The organism is Brevibacterium sp. FME17, from assembly GCF_014897515.1.
Taxonomy (GTDB): Bacteria; Actinomycetota; Actinomycetes; order Actinomycetales; family Brevibacteriaceae; genus Brevibacterium.
Genome location: NZ_JABUYD010000014.1, coordinates 1 through 19,962, shown reverse-complemented (window position 1 = coordinate 19,962; position 19,962 = coordinate 1). Strand labels below are relative to the sequence as shown.

At 63.1% G+C, this 19,962-nt stretch carries 15 protein-coding genes and 2 pseudogenes; 6 read left to right on the top strand and 11 right to left on the bottom strand.

Translation table 11 applies throughout. The features are described from left to right. Positions 1 to 229: 229 nt before the first annotated feature. The 9 genes from INT40_RS13205 to INT40_RS13165 all read right to left on the bottom strand — a co-directional run bounded on the left by INT40_RS13205 (position 230) and on the right by INT40_RS13165 (position 11,705). Positions 230 to 1,744: an amidohydrolase gene (locus INT40_RS13205; protein WP_193096224.1), complete on the bottom strand. Its 1,515-nt coding sequence runs from the start codon at positions 1,742 to 1,744 to the stop codon at positions 230 to 232. Further along, positions 1,741 to 2,382, bottom strand: a complete 642-nt coding sequence (locus tag INT40_RS13200) for an FMN-binding negative transcriptional regulator (protein WP_193096223.1) — start codon at positions 2,380 to 2,382, stop codon at positions 1,741 to 1,743. The genes INT40_RS13205 and INT40_RS13200 overlap by 4 nt, the downstream gene beginning before the upstream one ends. Next, positions 2,379 to 3,641: a M20 metallopeptidase family protein gene (locus tag INT40_RS13195; protein ID WP_193096222.1), complete on the bottom strand. Its 1,263-nt coding sequence runs from the start codon at positions 3,639 to 3,641 to the stop codon at positions 2,379 to 2,381. Before INT40_RS13195 ends, INT40_RS13200 begins: the two co-directional genes overlap by 4 nt. Beyond that, positions 3,638 to 4,423, bottom strand: coding sequence for an ABC transporter ATP-binding protein (locus INT40_RS13190; protein ID WP_193096221.1), 786 nt, complete (start codon positions 4,421 to 4,423; stop codon positions 3,638 to 3,640). Before INT40_RS13190 ends, INT40_RS13195 begins: the two co-directional genes overlap by 4 nt. After that, positions 4,420 to 6,231, bottom strand: coding sequence for a dipeptide/oligopeptide/nickel ABC transporter permease/ATP-binding protein (locus INT40_RS13185; protein WP_193096220.1), 1,812 nt, complete (start codon positions 6,229 to 6,231; stop codon positions 4,420 to 4,422). The genes INT40_RS13190 and INT40_RS13185 overlap by 4 nt, the downstream gene beginning before the upstream one ends. Before the next feature lie 4 nt (positions 6,232 to 6,235). Beyond that, positions 6,236 to 7,204: an ABC transporter permease gene (locus INT40_RS13180; protein ID WP_319021991.1), complete on the bottom strand. Its 969-nt coding sequence runs from the start codon at positions 7,202 to 7,204 to the stop codon at positions 6,236 to 6,238. A gap of 54 nt (positions 7,205 to 7,258) precedes the next feature. After that, positions 7,259 to 8,842 carry an ABC transporter substrate-binding protein gene (locus INT40_RS13175; protein ID WP_193096218.1) on the bottom strand — a complete coding sequence of 528 codons (1,584 nt, stop codon included), beginning with the start codon at positions 8,840 to 8,842 and terminating at the stop codon, positions 7,259 to 7,261. Positions 8,843 to 8,928: 86 nt separating this feature from the next. Further along, positions 8,929 to 10,548 carry a hydantoinase/oxoprolinase family protein gene (locus tag INT40_RS13170; RefSeq protein WP_319021990.1) on the bottom strand — a complete coding sequence of 540 codons (1,620 nt, stop codon included), beginning with the start codon at positions 10,546 to 10,548 and terminating at the stop codon, positions 8,929 to 8,931. Further along, complete coding sequence (locus INT40_RS13165) at positions 10,545 to 11,705, bottom strand: DUF917 domain-containing protein (protein WP_193096217.1); 1,161 nt, start codon at positions 11,703 to 11,705, stop codon at positions 10,545 to 10,547. Before INT40_RS13165 ends, INT40_RS13170 begins: the two co-directional genes overlap by 4 nt. Positions 11,706 to 11,777: 72 nt before the next feature. Here INT40_RS13165 and INT40_RS13160 point away from each other — a divergent pair, with 72 nt between their 5' ends. From INT40_RS13160 to INT40_RS13135, 5 genes and pseudogenes are all read left to right on the top strand, one after another. Continuing rightward, a complete protein-coding gene (locus tag INT40_RS13160) occupies positions 11,778 to 13,280 on the top strand; it encodes a PucR family transcriptional regulator (RefSeq protein WP_193096216.1) in 1,503 nt (500 codons plus the stop codon). 129 nt (positions 13,281 to 13,409) lie between these two features. After that, positions 13,410 to 14,306, top strand: coding sequence for an alpha/beta fold hydrolase (locus tag INT40_RS13155; protein ID WP_193096215.1), 897 nt, complete (start codon positions 13,410 to 13,412; stop codon positions 14,304 to 14,306). 125 nt (positions 14,307 to 14,431) lie between these two features. Continuing rightward, a complete protein-coding gene (gene solA, locus INT40_RS13150; protein ID WP_193096214.1) occupies positions 14,432 to 15,628 on the top strand; it encodes an N-methyl-L-tryptophan oxidase in 1,197 nt (398 codons plus the stop codon). A 129-nt stretch (positions 15,629 to 15,757) separates the two neighbouring features. Next, entirely contained in the window at positions 15,758 to 16,531 is a 774-nt protein-coding gene (locus tag INT40_RS13145; protein ID WP_193096213.1) for a hypothetical protein, read from the top strand. A 163-nt stretch (positions 16,532 to 16,694) separates the two neighbouring features. Further along, positions 16,695 to 17,371, top strand: a pseudogene (locus INT40_RS13135) (FBP domain-containing protein). Here INT40_RS13135 and INT40_RS13130 read toward each other — a convergent pair. Next, entirely contained in the window at positions 17,272 to 19,134 is a 1,863-nt protein-coding gene (locus tag INT40_RS13130; protein ID WP_193096211.1) for an amidohydrolase, read from the bottom strand. The pseudogene INT40_RS13135 and the gene INT40_RS13130 overlap by 100 nt on opposite strands. 103 nt (positions 19,135 to 19,237) lie before the next feature. Here INT40_RS13130 and INT40_RS13125 point away from each other — a divergent pair, with 103 nt between their 5' ends. After that, complete coding sequence (locus tag INT40_RS13125; protein WP_193096210.1) at positions 19,238 to 19,750, top strand: hypothetical protein; 513 nt, start codon at positions 19,238 to 19,240, stop codon at positions 19,748 to 19,750. A 3-nt stretch (positions 19,751 to 19,753) separates the two neighbouring features. On the opposite strand, the pseudogene INT40_RS13120 reads toward INT40_RS13125, so the two are convergent. Beyond that, positions 19,754 to 19,962, bottom strand: a pseudogene (locus tag INT40_RS13120) (hypothetical protein); the annotation flags it as partial.

The following is a 19,962-nucleotide window of genomic DNA, read 5'->3' as shown; positions in this document are numbered from 1 at the left end:
CGAAGCCCGTCGGCGCCGCACGGATAGTGCTCGTTTCTGGTCGAAGCCTAGGCAGGAATGTCTTCCCCACCAATGTGGCGCCGGCACACACCTTGCGGTGGACTCTGTGACTTCGGCACATGTGACGGCGACCGTGCCCGAGACGGATACCGATGCCCGCGACGGTTCTGTAGTCGCCGCGGTCGAGGTGCAGGCCACACCTGCCGCTGCACCCGTCCGACCAGCTGATTCATAGGTTGTACCAGGTGAAACGTCCTCCCACCATCGTCGCCGCCACCGGCATCTGACGGAGATCCTCGCCAGAGACGGAGAACGGATCTTGTTCAACGAGCACCAGGTCGCCGATAGAGCCCACTTCGACCTCCGACCTGCCCCTCGTCGTCGCGGCGAGCGCCGTATCCAGATCGAGCACCTGTTCGGGGTGCCAGGGTTGGAGGCCGTCGCGGAACCTCGTCACCGCAGCGGACATCCCGATCCACGGGTCGAGAGGAGACACCGGGGCATCAGACCCCAGCCGCATGAGGGCACCGGCCCGTGCAAGGGACCCGAAGGCGAAGGCTCGCTCTGTGCGACCGGCCCAATGCCGGTCGGCCACATCCCGGTCATCCATTGCGTGTTCCGGCTGCACACTCGCGATGAGTCCAAGGGCTCCGAAGCGCTCGAAGTCGGAGGCACTGACCAATTGGGCATGCTCAATCGCTCCCGTCATTCCAAGTTCTTCAAAAGCATCGAGGACTCCGCTGTTCGCACGATCGCCGATCGCGTGGATCGCGGCAGTGATACCAGAGTTCTTCGCCCGGCTCATCACAGCCTCGAGTTCGTCGAGGGGCACGGTTGTCACTCCGCACGCCTGTGGGTGTCCGGCAGTGAGACCGGGATACGGATCCCAACACCAGGCTGTGCGGGTGTTCAGTGACCCATCGACGACAACCTTGAGTGGGCCCATCCGCACCAACCCACGAGAATCGAGCACATCCCCCGTTCGCACGCCGGCGGCGATTGCCGCCTCCAAACGCTCCGGCCATACCGAAACTTCAACTCTGAGCGAATCGACTCCTTCGTCGATTCGTGCAGGCCACAGGGAGAGGTTGTCAGTGTTCTCGAACTCGACGATCCCCACCACCCCCCGTTTGGCGGCAGCCTCTGCCGCCTCACGGTAGTCGCTGACGGTGAGCATCGATGGGTCCTGCAGACCCGTGAGTGCACCAAACCACTCGCCTTCACGAACAAGGCCAGTGGCTGGTTCCGGGCTCACCTTCATGAGCTTCGCCGCTGGCGTATTCACCCACCCGCAGTGCAGATCCTTGCTCACCAGGATCACAGGCAGCTCGGGGGAGACTCGATCGAGGGCTTCGAGCGAAGGCGCATCTGGCCACACTCCGTCTTGAAATCCGTATCCGATGAGGGCTCTGGAGTGCCCTGTTGTGTTCCCGTCTGGATGAGCGACGATCTCGCGGCGCACAATGTCGAGACAGTCGGCAGCGCTCCTTGAGAGTGAGACATCTATGCGCTGCCGTTGAGCCGTCCACTGGGCGAAATGCACGTGGTGATCCCAAAGCCCTGGCAGGAGCCAGCGACCATCGGCGGGATGAGTCTCAATCGGCTCATGGGTCCGTTGTCCCGCCGGCGAGATCGAATCGACCTTTCCTCCGCGGACGAGGACGTCGAACTTGTCAGGCTTCCCAGTCACCGCGACGTCAGTGAGCAGCAGGTCTTCACTTGCCTTCGGGTTCTGTACACTCATCGTGCCTCCTCGGCGAGTCCGTTGACCCGCTCCATTCTGTCGGCCAATCGAGAATTGGCGTACGGTCCCTCTGCGCGCAGGTGCGCGATGATCCGTCTGATCGTTTCCGTCGATTTGTCTTGATTCATCTTCTCCTTCGCCTCCAACCGCTTGACGCGCATGCGGAATCCTACGGTTCCACCGATAATGCGATGCGCGTACTCGCTGTTCTCCTCGGTCGAGTTCAGCAGATGGGGGTCTGGCAATGGGCTCTCGAAGTGCTCCACCAAACGATCGAGGGCCCGCAGGTTCTCCGCATCGCTGAGGATCTCCGCAGTGCCGTGCAGATGCACGACGGCGAAGTTCCATGTCGGCACGTTCGGGCGGAAGCCGTACCACGAGGGCGAAACGTAGCCATTGGGGCCCTCGACTATTGCCAGCATCGGGTGTCGACCGAGTTGGTGCTTCTCTTCGTCCGGACGCCCCACATGACTGATCAGGACGATGTCTTCGTCACCCTCGTCCAGGAGTACGGGATAATGGGAGGCTACCAACCCTCTTCCTGGCACCTCGGTGACGAATGTGCACCACGGGTTCTCACGGACCAGCTCTTTGACTGCCGTCGTGTCTTCGAGGGCGTAGTCAGGATTTTCCCTCATCTCTCTCCTCCTTCTCGGCGTCTCTTGGTCTCCTCATCGAGTCGCATCCATGCAAGACCCGCGAGTGTAGCGGCCTGCAGCCCCAGTACCTCGTCGTCGAAGATCACCGTCGCGGAATGCATACCTGACGCATCGTCTGTTGCCACTTCATCCGGTTTGGCCCCCAGAAACACGAGCGTCCCTGGCACCTGTTCCAGCACATACGCGAAGTCCTCCGAGGCCATCGCCGGTTCAGTCATCTCGAGGACGTTCTCGTCACCGACGGTGCTGCGCATCCACTCCATCGCCCGCTCCGTCTCCGTCACATCGTTGACGGTCGCAGGATAGGACGGAACAAATTCGATGTCCGCCTCACATCCGTGTGCCTCTGCGATGCCGCGAACCATCTGTGGGAGCTCATCGCGCACGAGCACACGTGCCGCATCGCTGAAGTGGCGCACGTTCGCTTCGAGGTCGATCTGACTGGCAAGTACATTTCCTGCGGCAGAGTCCGAGGTGATTCGACCGATCGAGATGACGACCGGGTCGTGTGCCGCGATCCGCCTGGCCCGGAAGCTCTGGATCGCGAGGATCACTTCGGCGGAGACCGGAACCGGATCGATCGCCAGGTGCGGAGCTGCCGCATGTCCGCCGGTTCCCCGGATCCGAATCCGCATGCCGTTGACACCGGCCATGATCGGCCCGGGCCGCGTCGTGAAACGTCCAAGGGGCGTTCTCCCATCGACGTGGATTGCAAAGGCGGCAACAGGTCGTCGATCTGCGACATCGAGGATTCCTTCATCGATCATCATCCGACCCCCGCCTAGCCCTTCCTCACCGGGTTGGAACATGAAGACAACGGTTCCGGGAATCTCCTCGCGGCGTGCGGCGAGAATCCTTGCCGCACCGATCAGACCCGCCACGTGAAGATCGTGGCCGCAGGCATGCATCGCGCCATTCTTCGAGGCGTACGGAAGTCCGGTTTCCTCCACAATCGGCAGGGCATCCATGTCGGCGCGGAGGAGGACTACGGGTGCTGAATCCGCGCCCACAGCGTTGGCCCCCGCCCCACCGCGGAGGACCGCCGTGACCGAGGAGAGAGATTCACCCGTCGACACCTCGAGTCCTAGCCCTTCAAGGTTGGCCAGAATCTCCTTCTGTGCGACCGGAAGGTCGAGTCCGACCTCCGGCTCATGATGCAGCCGGCGGCGAATCTTCCTCATTCGTTCAAGTTCCGCGACCCCCGCCTCGGCGATTCGATCGTGTGCCCGTGGGCTCATGCCGGGACCTCCGAATCGAACTGCATGCGTTCACCGAGGACCGGCACCGCGGCAAGGAGGTCCCGAGTATAGGCTTCTGCGGGGTTCGCCAGCAGCGTCTCCGTCTCGCCGTATTCGACGATCTTTCCGTCGCGCATCACACAGATCTCGTCACTGATGTAGCGGACGACCGCGAGGTTGTGAGAGATGAAGAGCATTGACAGCCCCAGTTCGTCCTGCAGTTCCCGCAACAGGTTGAGCACCGTGCTCTGGACTGACACGTCAAGCGCCGAGGTGACCTCATCGGCGATGATCACCTCGGGTTCTCCGGCCAATGCCCGTGCAATCGTGGCTCTCTGTCGCTGTCCGCCGGAGAGCGCCCCGGGAAGCTCACCCGATCGATCCGGGTCAAGGTGGACTTGGGACAGGAGTTCGCGAACTCGCGTGCGCTTCTGGCTCGAAGTCCAGTTGCGGCCGGTTGCGCGCGTGGCCTCCGCGATCGAATCGCCGATGGACATCTTCGGGTCCAGTGCGGAGTACGGGTCCTGGAAGATCATCTGTATGCGCCGCCGTGCGTTCCGTGCATCCCGCCTCCACCCGATCGTATCGACTCCGTTCACCCGAATACTTCCGCCTCGCACTGGCGCGAGCCCGACAGCGGCATTGGCGATCGTCGACTTCCCAGAGCCAGACTCACCGACGAGTCCGACGGTCTGTTTGCGTCCGACGGCGAGTGAGACCTCGGAAACGACAGTCCGGGTTCCGTACTTCACACTGAGCCGATCAATCTCGAGCACGCTCATAGCAGGCTCTCCTCTCTGAAATCCGTTTCCAGCACGTCTGCTTTGGGATCGCCGCGCACGGTGTGCGCAAAGTCCTCGATCACCGGCAGTCGGCTGCTGCGGTCGGAGCCCATATCGGGCAGGCACGCGATGAGCCCCCGCGTGTAGGGGTGCTGGGCGGTCTCTTGGATGGAGTGGGCCGACAGCTCTTCTATGATCTCGCCGTCCTTCATGACGATGACACGGTCGCAGAAGCCGGCGACGAGGGCGATGTCGTGGGAGATGAGAACGACCGCTGTGTCGGTCGACTCCTTCGCCGCCCGGAGCACCCCGAGGACTTGCTTCTGCACGGTGACGTCGAGTGCGGTGGTCGGTTCATCAGCGATGATGAGCTTTGGATGCCCGGTCAGTGCCATGCCGATCATTGCGCGCTGGCGCATGCCTCCGGAGAATTGGTGCGGGTAGTCCTGCAACCGGTTCGCGGCATCGGCAATGCCGACAGCCTCCAGCCCGGTTGTCGCACGCTCTTGTGCGTCTCGCCGACTCATCCCAAGGTGGATCTCTGGGACCTCTGTCATCTGTCGGCCGATAGTCAACGCGGGGTTGAGTGAGGTCAGCGGGTCTTGGAAGACATAACCCATTTCCGTGCCCAACCGCTTCCTTTCTGCTGGGGTGAGAGGTTCCGAGAGGTCGATGGTGTCGAAATGCCGCCGTTTCGCGGAAACGAACGCTGATACGTCGAGAATCCCGGCCAATGCCATTGCAGTGAGTGACTTCCCTGACCCGGACTCGCCGACGATGCCAACCGTCTCCCCCGGACGAACCATCAGGTCGATCCCGTGAACACGCTCCACGAGGCCACCGTCTCCGTCGGGGAAAGCGATTCTCAGGTCCGTGACTTCGGCAATGGGAGGATCTGACGGCTCCAGGGGAGTGCCGACGACCACGGGGTCCGGCAGATCGCCCTTGGTCTGGATCCGGTGCGGAATCATCGCTGCCCGGCTCGCTGCCATGACGCGCCTGACGCCCTGGCCAGGCTGGTCAGCGAGCGCTTCGGAGATCAGTGTGAACACGAGTCCGGCGAAGACGATGGCAAGTCCCGGGCCTGCGGCGCCCATCGGATTGATATAGATCTGCCCGATCCCTTCGTTCAGCATCCGCCCCCAGTCGTAGGCCGGGGCCTGGACGCCGAGCCCGAGGAACGACAGACCTGCAAAGGCGAGAAGGGTGACGCTCGCAGATGCGGACGCCTGGACCAGCAGAGGATTGGAGATATTGGGCAGGACATGGCGAAACAGCACCCCGAACGGCCCCACTCCTACTACTCGCGCCGCCCGTACAAAGTCCTTCCCGGACACCGAAGAGGAAAGGTTGTACACAAGGCGCGTGAGGTTCGGGATACCTGCGAGTCCGATCGCGAGCATAGCTCCGGTGGCGGTCGCTCCCCAGATGACAGTGAAGAAGAGGACGAGTAGCAGCCATGGGAACGCCAGCAGCATGTCCATGACCCACACGACAGCGCGGCGCAGGTGCTTGGGCATGATGCTCGTGCCCAGCCCGATGATGAGACCGCCCGTCACTCCAATCGCAGTGGCACCGGCGGTGAGCAGGAGCGAGAGGCGGGTGGCCGCCATGACTCGAGCGAAGATGTCCCGCCCGAGGTCATCGGTGCCGAAGAGATGGTCGGGGCCGGCAGGAGCCCATCGCTCGCTAACCGATCGTGTTGCCGCGGCTTCGCCCCAGACGAGTGGCCCGATCACCGCGACGACAATGAGCAGTGCGATACCTATGGCCGCGGCGATTCCTGCCGGGCTGATGAACTTCTTCACGATGTCATCCTTCCGTGATCGATGTGCGGGGATCAATGGTGATGAGAATGAGGTCGACGACGAGGTTCACGGCGAGAACCATGAGCGCAAACACCAGGACCACACCCTGGATCATCGGATAGTCCTTTGCACCGACGGCGGACACCAGTGTGTTTCCCATGCCCGGGATCGCGAACACAGTTTCGATGATCACCGTGCCTGCGGTGAGGCCGGCGAGGAGGAGCCCCCCGACGGTGAGCGTCGACGTGACGATGTTGGGCAGCGCATGCCTGAACAGCAGGATGCGTTCGGGGAGACGTTTGATCCGCGCCGTTGAGATATAGGTGGAATCGAGTACCTTGATCATTTCTACCTGCACAATCCGCGCCAGGTAGGCCATCGGCCCCAGCGCCATGCCGATAACCGGCAGCACAGCAGAGTCGAGTCCGCCCCACCCTGCAGGCGGGAAGAACCCAAGCCACACGCTGAAGACCGCGATGAGCGCGACAGACAGAAGGAAGTCGGGAATGGCGATGAGGACGCCGAGCGCACCCGAGATCGTCGCGGTCACCGCACTGCCCCGCCCGGAGCGGGCGATAAGTGCCGCGCCCATGCCGAGCGGCAGTGCCCCAGCGAGGGCAACGACGAATCCGGAGGCGGCGAGGATGAACGTCGTGGGAAACCGGGATCCGATCACCTCCGACACCTCCTGCCTTGTCTGGATTGACGTGCCGAAGTCACCGGAGAACAGGCCGCGCACGTAGTCGAAGAACTGCTGAGGGATCGGCTTGTCGAGGCCCAGATCGGATCGCACATTCTCGACAAGCGACGTCGGAGCGGTGGGTCCCAGTGCTGCGCGAACCGGATCGCCGGGCACCATGTGGATAAGAAAGAAGCTCGCGAGCACCACAATGACCAGTGAAGCCAGGAGACGCCCTGTCCGACGAATCGCGAATGAGGTGCGTGGAGACAGTCGCTCTGAGAAGGTCCTCACAGCGAGAGGTCTGCCCGTGGGTCTTGTGAGTCTGAGGGAAAGAGTCATCGTGACTCACTCGGTCATCCGGATTGACGGTGCCTGAATGTAGGAGGTCTCTTCGAAGACCGCGCCGTTCATGAACGTGGGCAGCTCCGTTCCCGTCGTGGGGAAGGTATGGAAGTTGTCGACGAGGAGCTTTTCGGCGTCCTCCCAGAGGCCACAGGCCTGGTCAGGAGGCGCGGACAGTGCGCGTTTGGCGGCTGCGTCATAGTCCTTGTCGTCGGTGGCCATGAAGTTGAGGCCGCCCTTGTCCGGTGTCGCACCGCCGTAGAAAGCATCCTGGATCGTGGGTCCTCCCGACGAGATCTGAATCCAGCCGGTGTCCCAGTCGAACGTTTCGTAGAGGGATTCCGACCAGCCCGCACCATCCAATGCCTGCAGGTCGGTCTGGACGCCGATGTCCAGCCAGTATTCGCGCAGCAGCTCTGCCGCGGGGGCATGGGTGTCGCTGGCTGCGTCATAGAGGAAAGTGATTTCGAGCGGTTTCCCGTCTTTGTGCCGCACGCCATCATCGCCAAGAGTCCAGCCGGCATCATCGAGCAGTTGTCCTGCCCTCTCGGGATCAAAGTCAGGCAGCTCCCAGACCGGGCCGTCATCGGGCACACACAGGTTGGGGGATTCGGTGATGAGGGAATCAAGGGCGACTGGGTTTCCTCCCGACACGACCTCGGCTGCCTCCTCGCGATCGAAGCCTATCGAGAGCGCTTCTCTGACGGCGCGATCGCTCGTCGGGCGCTCCTTGCGCTCGTTGAAGAGCATCTGACCGATCGGGTTGATGATGCCGGTGTGGTCGAAGCCCTGCGCCTCGACTCGTGCACGGTCCGCGCCAGTGATGCGCGCGGCATTGAGATCGCCGGAAACGAGGAGATTCGCGCGGGTCGACTCATCGGTGACGACCTTGATCTCAAGGTTGTCGGGCACACCCTCCGTCTCCGACGTCAAGCCGTTCGGGCCCCAGTCGTAGTCGTCACGTGCGGTGAAGATGAAACTGTCCGGGCTCGTCTCGGTCAGTTCGTATAGACCCGTGCCATTCGACGCGTTCTGCAGGCTCTCGGGATTTTCGAGTCCGGCGGAGCACACCATCTCCACCGTTCCTGCCTTGCTCATGAGAAAGGAATCCGGCTTCGGCACCGTTACGGTCAGGGTCGACCCATTGGCCTCTGCCTTGAGACCGTCGGGGACCAGGGAACCGTGATGAACTGACGTGTTGTCTGGGTTCGCGTGATATTCGAGGTTCTGCGCGGCCACATCGGCGGTGAAGTCGGTGCCGTCCTGACAAGTGACGCCGTCCTTGACCTCGTAGGTGACGGTCTTCCCGTCTTCGCTCTCCTCCCATGATTCGGCCAGCCAAGGAACGAATTCTCCCGACTCATCGGTATAGACGAGGGACTCATATGCGTATGAGGCGATCTGCCGTTCCTGAGGCTGTGTGCTGGTCATCGGAATCGTGTTGCTCACCTCGCCATTGACGGCGGCAACAAAGGTTCCTCCCGAGACCAGGTCGGCGGAGTTCGATACCCCCTCGCCACAGCCGGACAGGATCAGAGCTCCCGCGCTGAGGACGGCGATTGCAGACAAAGGTTTCTTGATTCGCATTGTTCTTCACTTCGCTTCCAGATTCCACAGTTGGTACCGAACAGATTTCTGCTGGCCTTGGTCGTCATGGTGCGTATTCCACTGAATCAATTGGGGGAGGGGACAGAGGAGCGGGACCCGAGAATCGACAGCGGCCCGGCGGCCTTCGCCGAGATTCGCACTGTCTGCTGCGCACTGTATGAGACAGGGGTCTCAAGGATGTCGTAGACCTCGACCCTGAGCGGATCTGCTCCCGCTTCGATCGCCCGATCAATCGCAGCCTGCGAGGCCCTTGCAACGGCCTCATCTCTGTCCTCGTAGGCACTGATCTCTTGAGCCCGGCCTCCCGCCAGAGACATGGCCGCCCCGACAGCGTTGGCCACATCGCCATGTTCAGGCCGAATGACCGTACCCACCCCTGGCAAGTCGTCCGGCACGAGGAAGGCCCCGCCACCGACGACGACGAGAGGCACGTCAACGCGTCCGGAGGACAGCCTCTCAACGGATTGCTCGAGCCGTTCGTGTGCACGTTCGAGTCCCGTGCGAAGGCCCTGGGAGAGCGCCGGAGAATTCGGGACGCTCAACTCAGCGAGATCACCTCCGGCCCTGCCCATGAGAATCGCGGCGTCGGTGAGAGTCGCCACGGCACCGCCGAAAGCGAGCGCATCGGACGTCAAGCGGTGACCCAACGAGTCGGGACCGAGTCGGCCCGTGGAGGGTTCGATTCGTGTGCCACCACCCACAGCGATGCTGAGGACGTCTGGCATGCGGAAGTTGGTGCGCACACCGCCGATCTCTCGAGGCAGGCTCGACTCACGAGGGAATCCCCTGGTCACAACACCAAGATCGCTCGTGGTCCCTCCCACATCGACGACGATCGCGCTGTCCACATCCGCGAGGAGGGCCGCGCCGCGGATCGAGTTGGCCGGACCTGACCCGATTGTGAGCACGGGATAGCGCTCGGCGAACTCGAGGGCCATAAGGGTCCCGTCGTTCTGTGCGAAGTAGACCATCGCGCCGACGAGGCCCTCTTGCTCGACAACGTTGAGAAGGGCACGGGTCACACCGCTGGCGACTCCGTACAGGGCGGCGTTGAGCACCGTCGCATTCTCGCGTTCGAGGAGCCCGATCGCGCCGACATCCCGGCTCAGCGATACCGGGATATCCTTTCCCAGGGTCGCGTGCACGATCGCCTCGACTTCCACTTCCTGGTCGGGGAACGAGGGGCTGAAGATCCCGCAGACGGCAACCGCGTCGATCGGCCCCTCGAGTGAGCGGAGGAAGCCTCTGACTGCCTCGTGATCAAGGTCGCTGATCGGGGTCCCGTCGACCATGTGGCCGCCTGGCAGCAGAGCAGAGCCTGCAAGGACTGTATTCCGCAGGTCCACCGGCCAGGCGATCAGCGGCGGGTAACCGCTCGACGCTGGTGCCCCAAGGCGAATGACGGCGACTCGGCCCAGATCTTTGCGCCGAACAATGGCATTCGTGGCGTGGGTCGTGCCCATCATGACTCTCGTGACATCTCGACGACGCCCGCCCAGATCGGCGAGGACGGTCGTGATCGCTGCGCGGATTCCGCCGGTGACGTCATCGGTTGTCGGCTGTTTGGTGTGAGCGATCACCTCGTGGGACGGATCAAGCACCACCGCATCGGTGTTCGTGCCACCCACGTCGACGCCCAGCGAGAGCTGCTCGCCGGTCGAGCTGACTTCCATCCTCTCGATCACAGTCCGCCTCCTGTTGCCGTAGGGAGCGTCAAGGCGAAGGCGTCGCGCTCGCTGTCAGCACTGCTCGTATCGATGCCGCTGTCTCTGCCGACCTCGCCATCGCTGTCGAACGGGCGGTAGTCGATGTCGTATCCGAATGCTTCAGGCCCCGCGATCTCCAGGCCGCGCTTCGTTCGCCAGAGTGGATCGCAGGCCCAGGTGAGGACCGACACACGCTGTCCGAAACGCAGCAGCTCGGTCGAGATGGCATGACCGGTCTCCGAATCGACGAGCGTAATCAGGTCCGGGACGCTGGCACGGACGTCACCATCCTCGAGGACAACGAGGTTTTCGTTCTGTATCTCTACCCGGAGGAGTCGATGGCGCTCGGTTCCGATTCCCGCGATCGTCACCGATCCGAAGACGAAGCCGTCGCGTGTCCGACGGGACACATCGATGATCTTGCCGCTGATGAGCACCGCCGCATCAAGTACTGTGGCCAGCGCGAACACCGGCTCGTCGGAGCGGAGCAGAGCCGCGCCTACATCGATCGCACGACCGACCGTTCCACTGATGACGGCTCCCTCGACATCATCTCCGTCGAGCAGTGAGGCTCCAAGGCACAGTGAGCCGCTGGCGATGGAGAATGCACGAACGTGCCGCTCCAGCCACGCCGAGTCAACGGTTCTCATGACCGTGACGTTGCCCACCACGTCGCTGAGCACGGTCAGGCCCCGAGGAAGTCCGGCAACATTCATTGCGACCATCGTGGCTTTCGGGAACGCCCGACCCATGCCGTCAGCGTCAAGAACGTCGAGTCCCAGCTGAGCCGCCCATCCAATCGGGCCGACGCCGTTGCTGCCCCCGATCTCCATCGGCATCACAGCGGTGATCGTCTTCCCCGCCACCTTCTGGGCCTCGCTCAGCAGAGTGAGCGGCTGTTCAGCCGAGGTGAGCATCTCGATGCCCACAGTCGGAGCGCCGACTCCTGACATCGCCACAACGGTATCGTTTGGCCCCATTTCCTCGACTGACCTCAGACGGACTGGCCCGTGCTTCTCAAGCGCGGCCTCCGCACCCATCTGTGCCGTGGACACCGCGCCGCCGCCGCCAGTGCCGAATACGGCCGCTCCGGCTGCCAGAGCCGCTACGTCTTCAGCTGTGATTTCTCGTCTCATAGGTCGAGCCTAGAGATGCCGAGGCCGATGCCAATGTTGTCTCAGCACATAGAACCGGGCTAGTTTGTGTTCATGGCACAGATCGATGTCGGGCAGATTCTTCAGCAGGGCTCCCGTTTGGGAGTCGAGCTTCTTGCCGGCCCCAGCAGCGGCAGCACCGTGACACGGGTCGAGATCGCCGCGCTCGCAGAAATCGATTCTCTGCCCGAGGGGACCCTCATGATCGTCGACGCCCAGGAGTCACCCAGCGGGTATCGCATCGACATAGCAATCCGACAGTCGCAGGCTCACGGGGTCTCTGCTCTGGTGTTCCCTATGCATGTGGATGTCTCTGCCACCGCTCGTCACCTCGCCGAGGACGCGGGGATTCCCCTCATCGGTGCGGCAGGCAGAAAGGCCTCCGACCTCGCACTCGCGATTGATCGGATGGTAAGCAACGAGTCTTCTGATGTGCTCACCCGAGCACAGCACGCGCTTGCCCGAGCCCGCGATGCCGCAGCCGGGGGCTCTGGGGGCACGTCCTCGGCGGTCCTTGAGGCGGCCTCGGCCTCGCTGGGCGGACGGGTGTGGCTGGAACCCGACCCACAGATCGATTGGACCGAGTCCGCGGCTGTGTTCATCGGAGATGTTCCCAGAGGCCGGCTGCTCTTCGAGACCGACGCCGACGACGATGCGGTCGCGACTGATGCGGCCGAGCTCGCACTGCCTGGAGTCGCCGCCGTATTCTCCCGCGTGATGCTCCACGAGGTGCAGGATCGATTCGCTCCCCGGCAGACCTCAGGTGAGCTCATTGCCCAGCTGATCGTCGCGGAGTCTTCCCGTCTCGACTCCCTGGCGAACCAGGCCTACCAGCTCGGAGTCCCCTTACAGCTGGCACACGGGGTGTCCTGGTTGAAGTTCACGCACAGCCAATCGAAGCGCCTGCGCCCTCCCAAAGCCCTGCAGTCCACGCTCGAGCTGTTCGCCCTCGAGCTGTTCGACCAGCGCCCCGAGCTGTGGCATATCGCCTTCGTCCACGACGACGCGTTCATCGTCGTCACCGAGGCGCCGAGGTCAGGCGACCATCAGCGAAGACTTCGCGAGGTGAGCGCGAGCGTCGCCGACCAGGCACAGGTGCTCGGCGCCGGCGACTGGGATGTGACGGTCGGCCTCGGTACCCCTCAGAGCGGCGCCGACGGCCTGCGACAATCCGCGGCAGAGGCCCGCGTTGCCGCAGAGTCCGCTATCTCGTCCGGCCGTACCGGTCACATCGAAGTCACCGACGTGACCGGGCTTCGCCGCGTTCTCCTCGACTTCTTCGCATCGCCGATCTCTCGGGAACTCCTCCGGGACATCCTCAGCCCGCTCGATGCCCAGGGACGCGAAAAAGCGGAGACCTCAGTCCGCACACTTCTGGCCTACCTCGGTCATCGAAACTCTCCAACGAAGGCAGGGGCGCAACTGTCCCTGCACCCGAATGCGGTCTCCTACCGAATCCGCAATATCGAGAGCATGCTCGGACTGGACCTCAATGATCCCGACACGAGATTCTCCGTGGAACTCGCGTGCCGCGTCCGACTCCTCGGCTACACCTAGCCCACCGAATGCGACGTCCTTTGTGACTGGGAGACAAAGAGCATCGAATATCTGTATGGGGGACACATTCCATGGGCTTCGCGACGGATCTAGGCTGACGAACACGCAGCCAACCGAAGGAAGCCTGTCATGCCTCGTGCGCCGATCACCGACGGAGAAATCCACTACGAGTCCCTTGGAGACGACGCTGGGATCCCCCTCGTCCTCGTCGAAGGCGGGTGGACGCAGCTCATCGGGTGGGCACCGGACTTCATCGACCAGCTTGGCGAGGCAGGTTTCCGTGTGCTTGCGCTCGACAACCGCGACACCGGCCTGTCGACGCATTTCGGCGGCCCGGATGACCTCGACGGAGGCTACGGCCTTGAAGACATGGCCGACGACGTCGCAGCGGTGATCGGCCATGCCGGATTGGCTTCTGCCCACGTCGCAGGCCGCTCGATGGGCGGGATGATCGCCCAGATGCTTGCCATTCGCAGTCCTGAGCTCGTCCGCAGTCTCGGACTCTTCTACTCCATCCCTGGTCGGGACAAGCGCTACATCCTCCACGGGGATCGTGCGGAACTCTTCTCACCGCAGAGGCGCATTCCACGGGACGAGCTCCTCGCTTCCGCCTTGGCCGCGAATCGCGGATTCATGCCCGACGGCGACGCGTGGGGCGACAAGGAATGGTACGAGAACGAAACGCGCCGGTACGTTGGCGACGCCTATGATCGCCACTACTCCCCCGACGGCGCACCTCGACAGTGGGCAGCCCTGCGACGCGCCCCCGAACGGCTCGATGACCTCCGTGATGTAGTCGTCCCGACCACAGTCGTCCACGGACGCGATGACCATGTATTGCACTGGTCGGCCGCGATCGACATCGCCGAGGCGATGCCGCAGGCCGAGCTCCACATCTATCCGGGTCTTGGGCACTTCTTCCCACCCGCCCTGATCCCGTCCTTCGTCGAGAGTCTCGCTCGCACCGCTCGCCAAGGAGAACTTGCCCTCGGGCAGAGCGCCGATGCCGATGCCGATGCACCATGATGTAGCAGCCATCGTCGGTTGCACACGAGGTTCCCTTCCACCCAGGTCTCGTCGAACATCGTGGAGAAGCCATCGGCGACGTTGCCGAACAACCCAAGGTCACCTGAATCAGAGAGGCACCATCTATGTCGAACGAGTACTCACACATCGTCATCGGCGCCGGCAGCGTGGGATCAGCCGCCGCCTACTGGCTGTCGCAGCAAGGGGCCGAACGGGTGCTGGTGCTTGAGCAGTTTGACCTGCTTCATCAGAACGGGTCCTTTTCGGATCACTCTCGGATTATTCGCCGCGTGTATCCGTCGACCGACTATGTGCGGCTCACCGACGCGATGTTCGACGCATGGTCACGCATCGAAGCAGCGAGCGGGCTTCCTCTCTACACGAGAACTGGCGGCCTCGACCTCGCGGAGGTCGGCACGACTGGCTACGACTATGTCCGGAAATCGCGGACCGCTCTCGACGCGCTCGGGATCCCCTTTGAGGACCTGAGCGCCGCGGACATCCGACAGCGGTTTCCACAGTGGCGTGTATCGGACGACACCGAGGGCATTTGGCAGGCCGACAGCGGCATTCTCGACATCCGTCGATCAGTAAGCGCGCACATCTCGCTGGCCCGTGCCGCGGGCGTTGAGTTCCGTGCACAGTCTCGTGTCGAGAATATTGATCTCGCTGACGACGGTGTCACCGTTCATGCAGGCGGGGAGGAGTTTCGCGGGGATCGCATGGTCGTCGCCGCGGGTTCGTGGCTGGGGCCGCTGATGGATGACCTCGGACTGTCGTTCAATCTCACGTTGTCTCAGGAACAGGTCACCTACTTCAGCAGCGAGACATTGTCGTCGTTCACCCCCGATCGGCATCCGATTTGGATCCATCACGCGCACGACGACGTGTACTATGGCTTCCCGGTCTACGGCGAAGCGGCGACAAAGATCGCCCGCGATATGCGCAGCAGGTTCATCTCCAGCGACGACAGGGTATTCGTCGGAGACGACGCAGAGGGCGAGATCCTCGCCAAGTACTTGCGGGAGCATCTGCCAGAAGCGGCGGGCCCCGCACTGATGCACCACACCTGTGTCTACGACATGCCGCCCGACAGAGGATTCATCCTCGACACCCTGCCCGATCACCCACACGTGGCCGTGTTCAACGGCGCCGGTCACGCGGGGAAGTTTGCAAGTCTTATGGGACAGATACTCGCTGATCTGCAGACTAGCGGATCGACTCCGCACCCTATTGCCCCGTTCACACTCGACCGTCCCGCAGTGTCCGATCCCGACTACCCCACCACATTCAAACTGCCAGACCCGGAATCGGCGACATGACTCGGTGCGCCGAAACCGCGAGAGCCTATCTCCGAGGTGCGATCCGGTCGGCATCGTCTCTCGCACCCGTCGGTCTCTGAGACGCTCAGCTTTGATTCGCACTGGCCGCCGTTCGAACAAGGAGACGATATGCACACCTCAACACTACTGAAGACACCAGAATTCACGTTTGCCGGAAAGAGCCGGACGATCGGGTTGGATAGCATCTTCCCTGACTTCACCTCGCAGGACCGGGTGGGGATCGTAGCGACCTCCCCAGGCGACTCGCTGCGTGCAGCACCGCTGCTTCTCTCCGCAATTGGCGCCTTCTATGAGGAGTTGTGGGATTCGGAGGACGATTTCTATCTGTACCCAGACTTCTTCGTCTTCCATGTCGGCACGCTCACCGGCTATCACAGTCCGTTCGACATCTGGCCGCAGAGCAAGGAGGTCGTCGTCGAACACGATCCGCAGTCCCTGCTCGCAGCAATCAACGACCGTGGCATCACCCGCCTCGTCCTCCCGGATGCGCACGGTGGGGACGGAGTTCTCATGGAGCATGCGGTGCAGCTCGCTGCACGACGAGTCCGATCGATCGTGCGCCACGCACCAGCAGATGCGGACCCGATGTGGACGGTGACTCCGTCGCTCGCGGCAGCGAAGATGATCAGAAGATGCGCTCGCGTGTCCGCACCGATCCTGGGCGAAGAGCTGACCTCTTCGTGGACCGAGGACCCGGGCGCGGCTCAGGGATACTCTCCCGTCGACTTCTCGGGATTGCTCTCCTGGCTGTGCACGATAGGCACCACTCATGCCAGCATGGGCTTCAGCAGCGAGTACCGCGCGGCTGCATCCGTCACTGACGCAATCCTTGCACGCGACATCCATGAAGTTCGTCGCGACGACATCGAACCGCACCCCTAATCGTCCTAGGTGCGATGGCTGCTGACAATGCCCCGGCGGTCGGTTGCCGATCGCAACCCGCGTGGGGCGTCGGCGGAATCGCGCATGCCTCCGCCTTCAAGTTCCAGGTGCATACGGCGTCCGCTTGCGCGCAGGTGAGAGCACTCACAGAAAAGTGCAGAAAATGCAGCAGCTGACCGAGAACCGGATCAAGAAGTCATTCGTCAACGCTTCCCGACGCGAGGTCGAGAAGATGAAGCTCCCAGCGTCACTCACCGAGGTGGAATGGGCGGAGCGCGAATATCTCGGATGGACCGACCCGAAGATTCCGCAGCGCGGCTGCGTTGTCGTTCCTGTCGATGGTGCCCCCGTGGAATCGTCCTGCGTTCGGCCGCCGCGTCGAAGAGCAGGGCCATGAGCAATTTGTGCGAGGATCTTCACGAGATCAACGACGTGAAGATGTTCGTGGCGAAGAAGGCGGGATCCTCCAACACAGTCGGCACGCTCATCCACAGCGACTTCGACTGCTCCGAATTGGTCCTCGATCCCCCGCGGGCGATCGAGGGTCACAACCATCCCGAGACACACATCGCGAGTCGGATCGCGACGTTGTCGGGTCATGCCGAGAACTTCGCCAAGCGGCTGATGGGCACGAAGCAGACCCTTGCCGAGGCGGCCCGACGTCCCGGAGGGGACGTGAGCGATGACAAGGTCGACCCGGGCCGCTCGAACGGTCAGCCGGCTCACCGAGGCGACGACACTCAGGCCTGGTACTTCACCTGGCCACCGACGACCGTCAGTGCCAGACGGGTGTCACGGATCGCCTCGGCGTGGGCGAAGAGTGCTTCTTCGGATTCATAGCCGAGCAAACCATCGTCGGAGTCGGCTGCGTTGGGATTGAGCCCCTCGGCAACGAGCGGATCGGTGTCGACGACGATGAAGTCGGCGTCCATGCCCGGGGCCAGATAGCCTCGTCGATCTTCGAGTCCTGCGGCATAGGCCGGGCCCTGGGTATGCTGCCGAATTGCCTCAGCGGCGGAGATCCGACGTCGAGGCTGGAAGCTCGTGGTCGCGTCCCCGGAGATGTTCGCCCTGGTCATCGCCGCATAGATCGCTGCGAAGGGATTGGCGGGCTCCACCGGCCCATCGGAGCCGAATGCCACGTGTGCCCCGGCGGCCAGCAGGTCGGGCCAGGCGTAGGCGGCAAGTTGCGCGGATTCGTCGATGAGGTGGAGCAGGTGCAGGTCAGAGATGCAGTGACGGGGCTGCATGGAGGCGATGACGTCGAGTTCGGCGAACCGGGCGACATCGGCAGGCTGAATGAATTGGGCGTGCTCGACCCGGTGGCGCAGGGGGCGTTCGAAGCGCTCCTGCGCCTCCGTCGTGGTCTGGCGCAGACGTTCGAAGACGTTGAGCACATGGTGGTTGGCCTGATCGCCGATGGCATGGATGGCAACAGAGATGCCGGCCTCGGTGGCCCAGCGTGCGTTCTCGAACAGGTCGTCCTCTGACATCTGGGCGATCCCGTAGTTGGCGTCCTCCGGCGCACTGCTCAAGGCGTCCTCGGGCACAGTGCCGGGGTAGGTGTAGAACTCCTGCTCGGCGCCCGCCTCGTCGGGGGTCACAGTCTCTTCGTGAGCGTGCGGCTCGGGAAACGGTGAGGACATGTGGCAGGTGTGCGAGCCCAGGGCTCCGTCGGAGAACAGCTTCAAGCCACCTCGGCGCAGCCAGTCATCGCCGTCGCCGGTGTGCCACCCGGTCTCGATAGCCCAGGGCACCTCCGGTGAGCGCAGATACTTCGTCACGCGGATGTGCTGTCGGTCGGCTTCGCGCAGGTCGTACCACCCCAGCGTCGAGGCGATGGAGTCGAAGTCGTGGATCCCGGTCAGCCCCTGGGAGAGGAACAGCTTCTGGGTGCGATCGAGTCGCTCGACCTGTTCTGCGCGGGAGGGTTCGGGAATGAATCTGGCCACCAGGTCGGTGGCATCCTCACGGACCAGCCCGGTCAGCGAGCCCTCGTCATCGCGAACGAATTCTCCGCCGAACGGGTCCACGGTGAGATCATCGATGCCGGCGATCTCCAGGCCGTGGGCATTCGTCCAGAGGGTGTGGAGATCGACCGACCACATCGCCACCGGGTGGTCGGGCACGGCCTGGTCGAGGAGTTCGCGATCGGGGTAGCGCGGGTCATCCCACTTGTTGATGTCCCACCCGGAGCCGACCACCCATTCGCCGAACGGCATCTGGCTGGCGCGTTCACGGATGGCGTCGACCGCCTCGGTCAAGGATCGGACATCGGAGAGATCGAGGTCGGTCAGGGAGTCTGCGTAGTGGACCGAGTGCATGTGCGCGTCGACGAGGCCGGGCAGGATGACCTGGCCGGCGCAGTCGATCTCCTCGATTTCGAGGCCCGGAATCACCGCGGTGGCCCCGATTCCTCCCGCCGAGGCGAGCGCTGCCGTCGTCGAGGACTCGGAGGCTGCGATGTCGAGCAGTTCGGCTCTGGTGCCCACGGCCACGATCGTCTCCCCGTCGACGAGGATCGAGTCGGGTGCGACCGCCGAGGTGGCATCAGGGGAGGCAGGTGCAGAACTTCGCACGACGGCATTGGAGAACAGACGCATGAGCACCAGTCTAGAGCGCAAGTGCACGCGTTCCAGGCTGGGGTGCGAGGTGGTTTCTGCGCGCCGATACCACACGTCTTCTACCGGGAGTAGAATCCGAGGCATGGCCAATGTCTTCAGTTCTCAGGACACCCGTCTCGCTGCGGGTGCTCGCATCGTTCTTCCTGCCATCTGGCTCGGTCTCATCATCGGCATCTCCCTCATCGAGGCGCCGCTGAAGTTCACCGCGCCGGGCATCACGATCCCGCTGGGACTGGGCATCGGCCGTCTGGTCTTCACCGCCATGAACTGGGTCGAGATCGCCATCGCCGTGATCCTGCTGTGGTCGGTGTTCAAGTCAGCCGTCGGAGCAGGGTATCGGCAGCTGACATGTGCGGTGACGGTCGTCCTCATCGCCAAGGTCGCCGTGATCCGACCCCTGCTCAACAAACGCACCGATGCCGTGCTCGCCGGCGTCGATGACGGCGGGTCGAGCCTGCACCTGTTCTACATCGCCGCCGACGGTCTGCTCATCGTCGGACTCATCACCATGCTCATCGTCGCTGTTCGACGCTGGGTCACGGTCCACCCACCCAGTGCCGACTCGGCAGGCAGTTCAGACTCCCTGCTGCACTGACGCTCAGTAGTACACGGCCAGCCTGCCGCGCGGGCCGTCGATGACTTCGACGGGGGTGTCGAAGATGCGGGTGAGCACCTCGGCGGTCATGATCTCCGCAGGTGTGCCGAACTCGACGACACTGCCGGTCTTCACGGCACAGATGTGATCGGCATAGCCCTGCGTGTCAGGGTGAGTTGAGTCCACCGGTTCATAGCAAGTCCGCCTTCGCA

Coding starts and splice junctions, on each gene's coding strand:
- solA (WP_193096214.1), top strand. CDS start 14,432: ATGTCGAACGAGTACTCACACATCGTCATCGGCGCCGGCAGCGTGGGA.
- INT40_RS13190 (WP_193096221.1), bottom strand. CDS start 4,423: ATGAGCGTGCTCGAGATTGATCGGCTCAGTGTGAAGTACGGAACCCGG.
- INT40_RS13155 (WP_193096215.1), top strand. CDS start 13,410: ATGCCTCGTGCGCCGATCACCGACGGAGAAATCCACTACGAGTCCCTT.
- INT40_RS13160 (WP_193096216.1), top strand. CDS start 11,778: ATGGCACAGATCGATGTCGGGCAGATTCTTCAGCAGGGCTCCCGTTTG.
- INT40_RS13205 (WP_193096224.1), bottom strand. CDS start 1,744: ATGAGTGTACAGAACCCGAAGGCAAGTGAAGACCTGCTGCTCACTGAC.
- INT40_RS13130 (WP_193096211.1), bottom strand. CDS start 19,134: ATGCGTCTGTTCTCCAATGCCGTCGTGCGAAGTTCTGCACCTGCCTCC.
- INT40_RS13175 (WP_193096218.1), bottom strand. CDS start 8,842: ATGCGAATCAAGAAACCTTTGTCTGCAATCGCCGTCCTCAGCGCGGGA.
- INT40_RS13145 (WP_193096213.1), top strand. CDS start 15,758: ATGCACACCTCAACACTACTGAAGACACCAGAATTCACGTTTGCCGGA.
- INT40_RS13165 (WP_193096217.1), bottom strand. CDS start 11,705: ATGAGACGAGAAATCACAGCTGAAGACGTAGCGGCTCTGGCAGCCGGA.
- INT40_RS13195 (WP_193096222.1), bottom strand. CDS start 3,641: ATGAGCCCACGGGCACACGATCGAATCGCCGAGGCGGGGGTCGCGGAA.
- INT40_RS13200 (WP_193096223.1), bottom strand. CDS start 2,382: ATGAGGGAAAATCCTGACTACGCCCTCGAAGACACGACGGCAGTCAAA.
- INT40_RS13125 (WP_193096210.1), top strand. CDS start 19,238: ATGGCCAATGTCTTCAGTTCTCAGGACACCCGTCTCGCTGCGGGTGCT.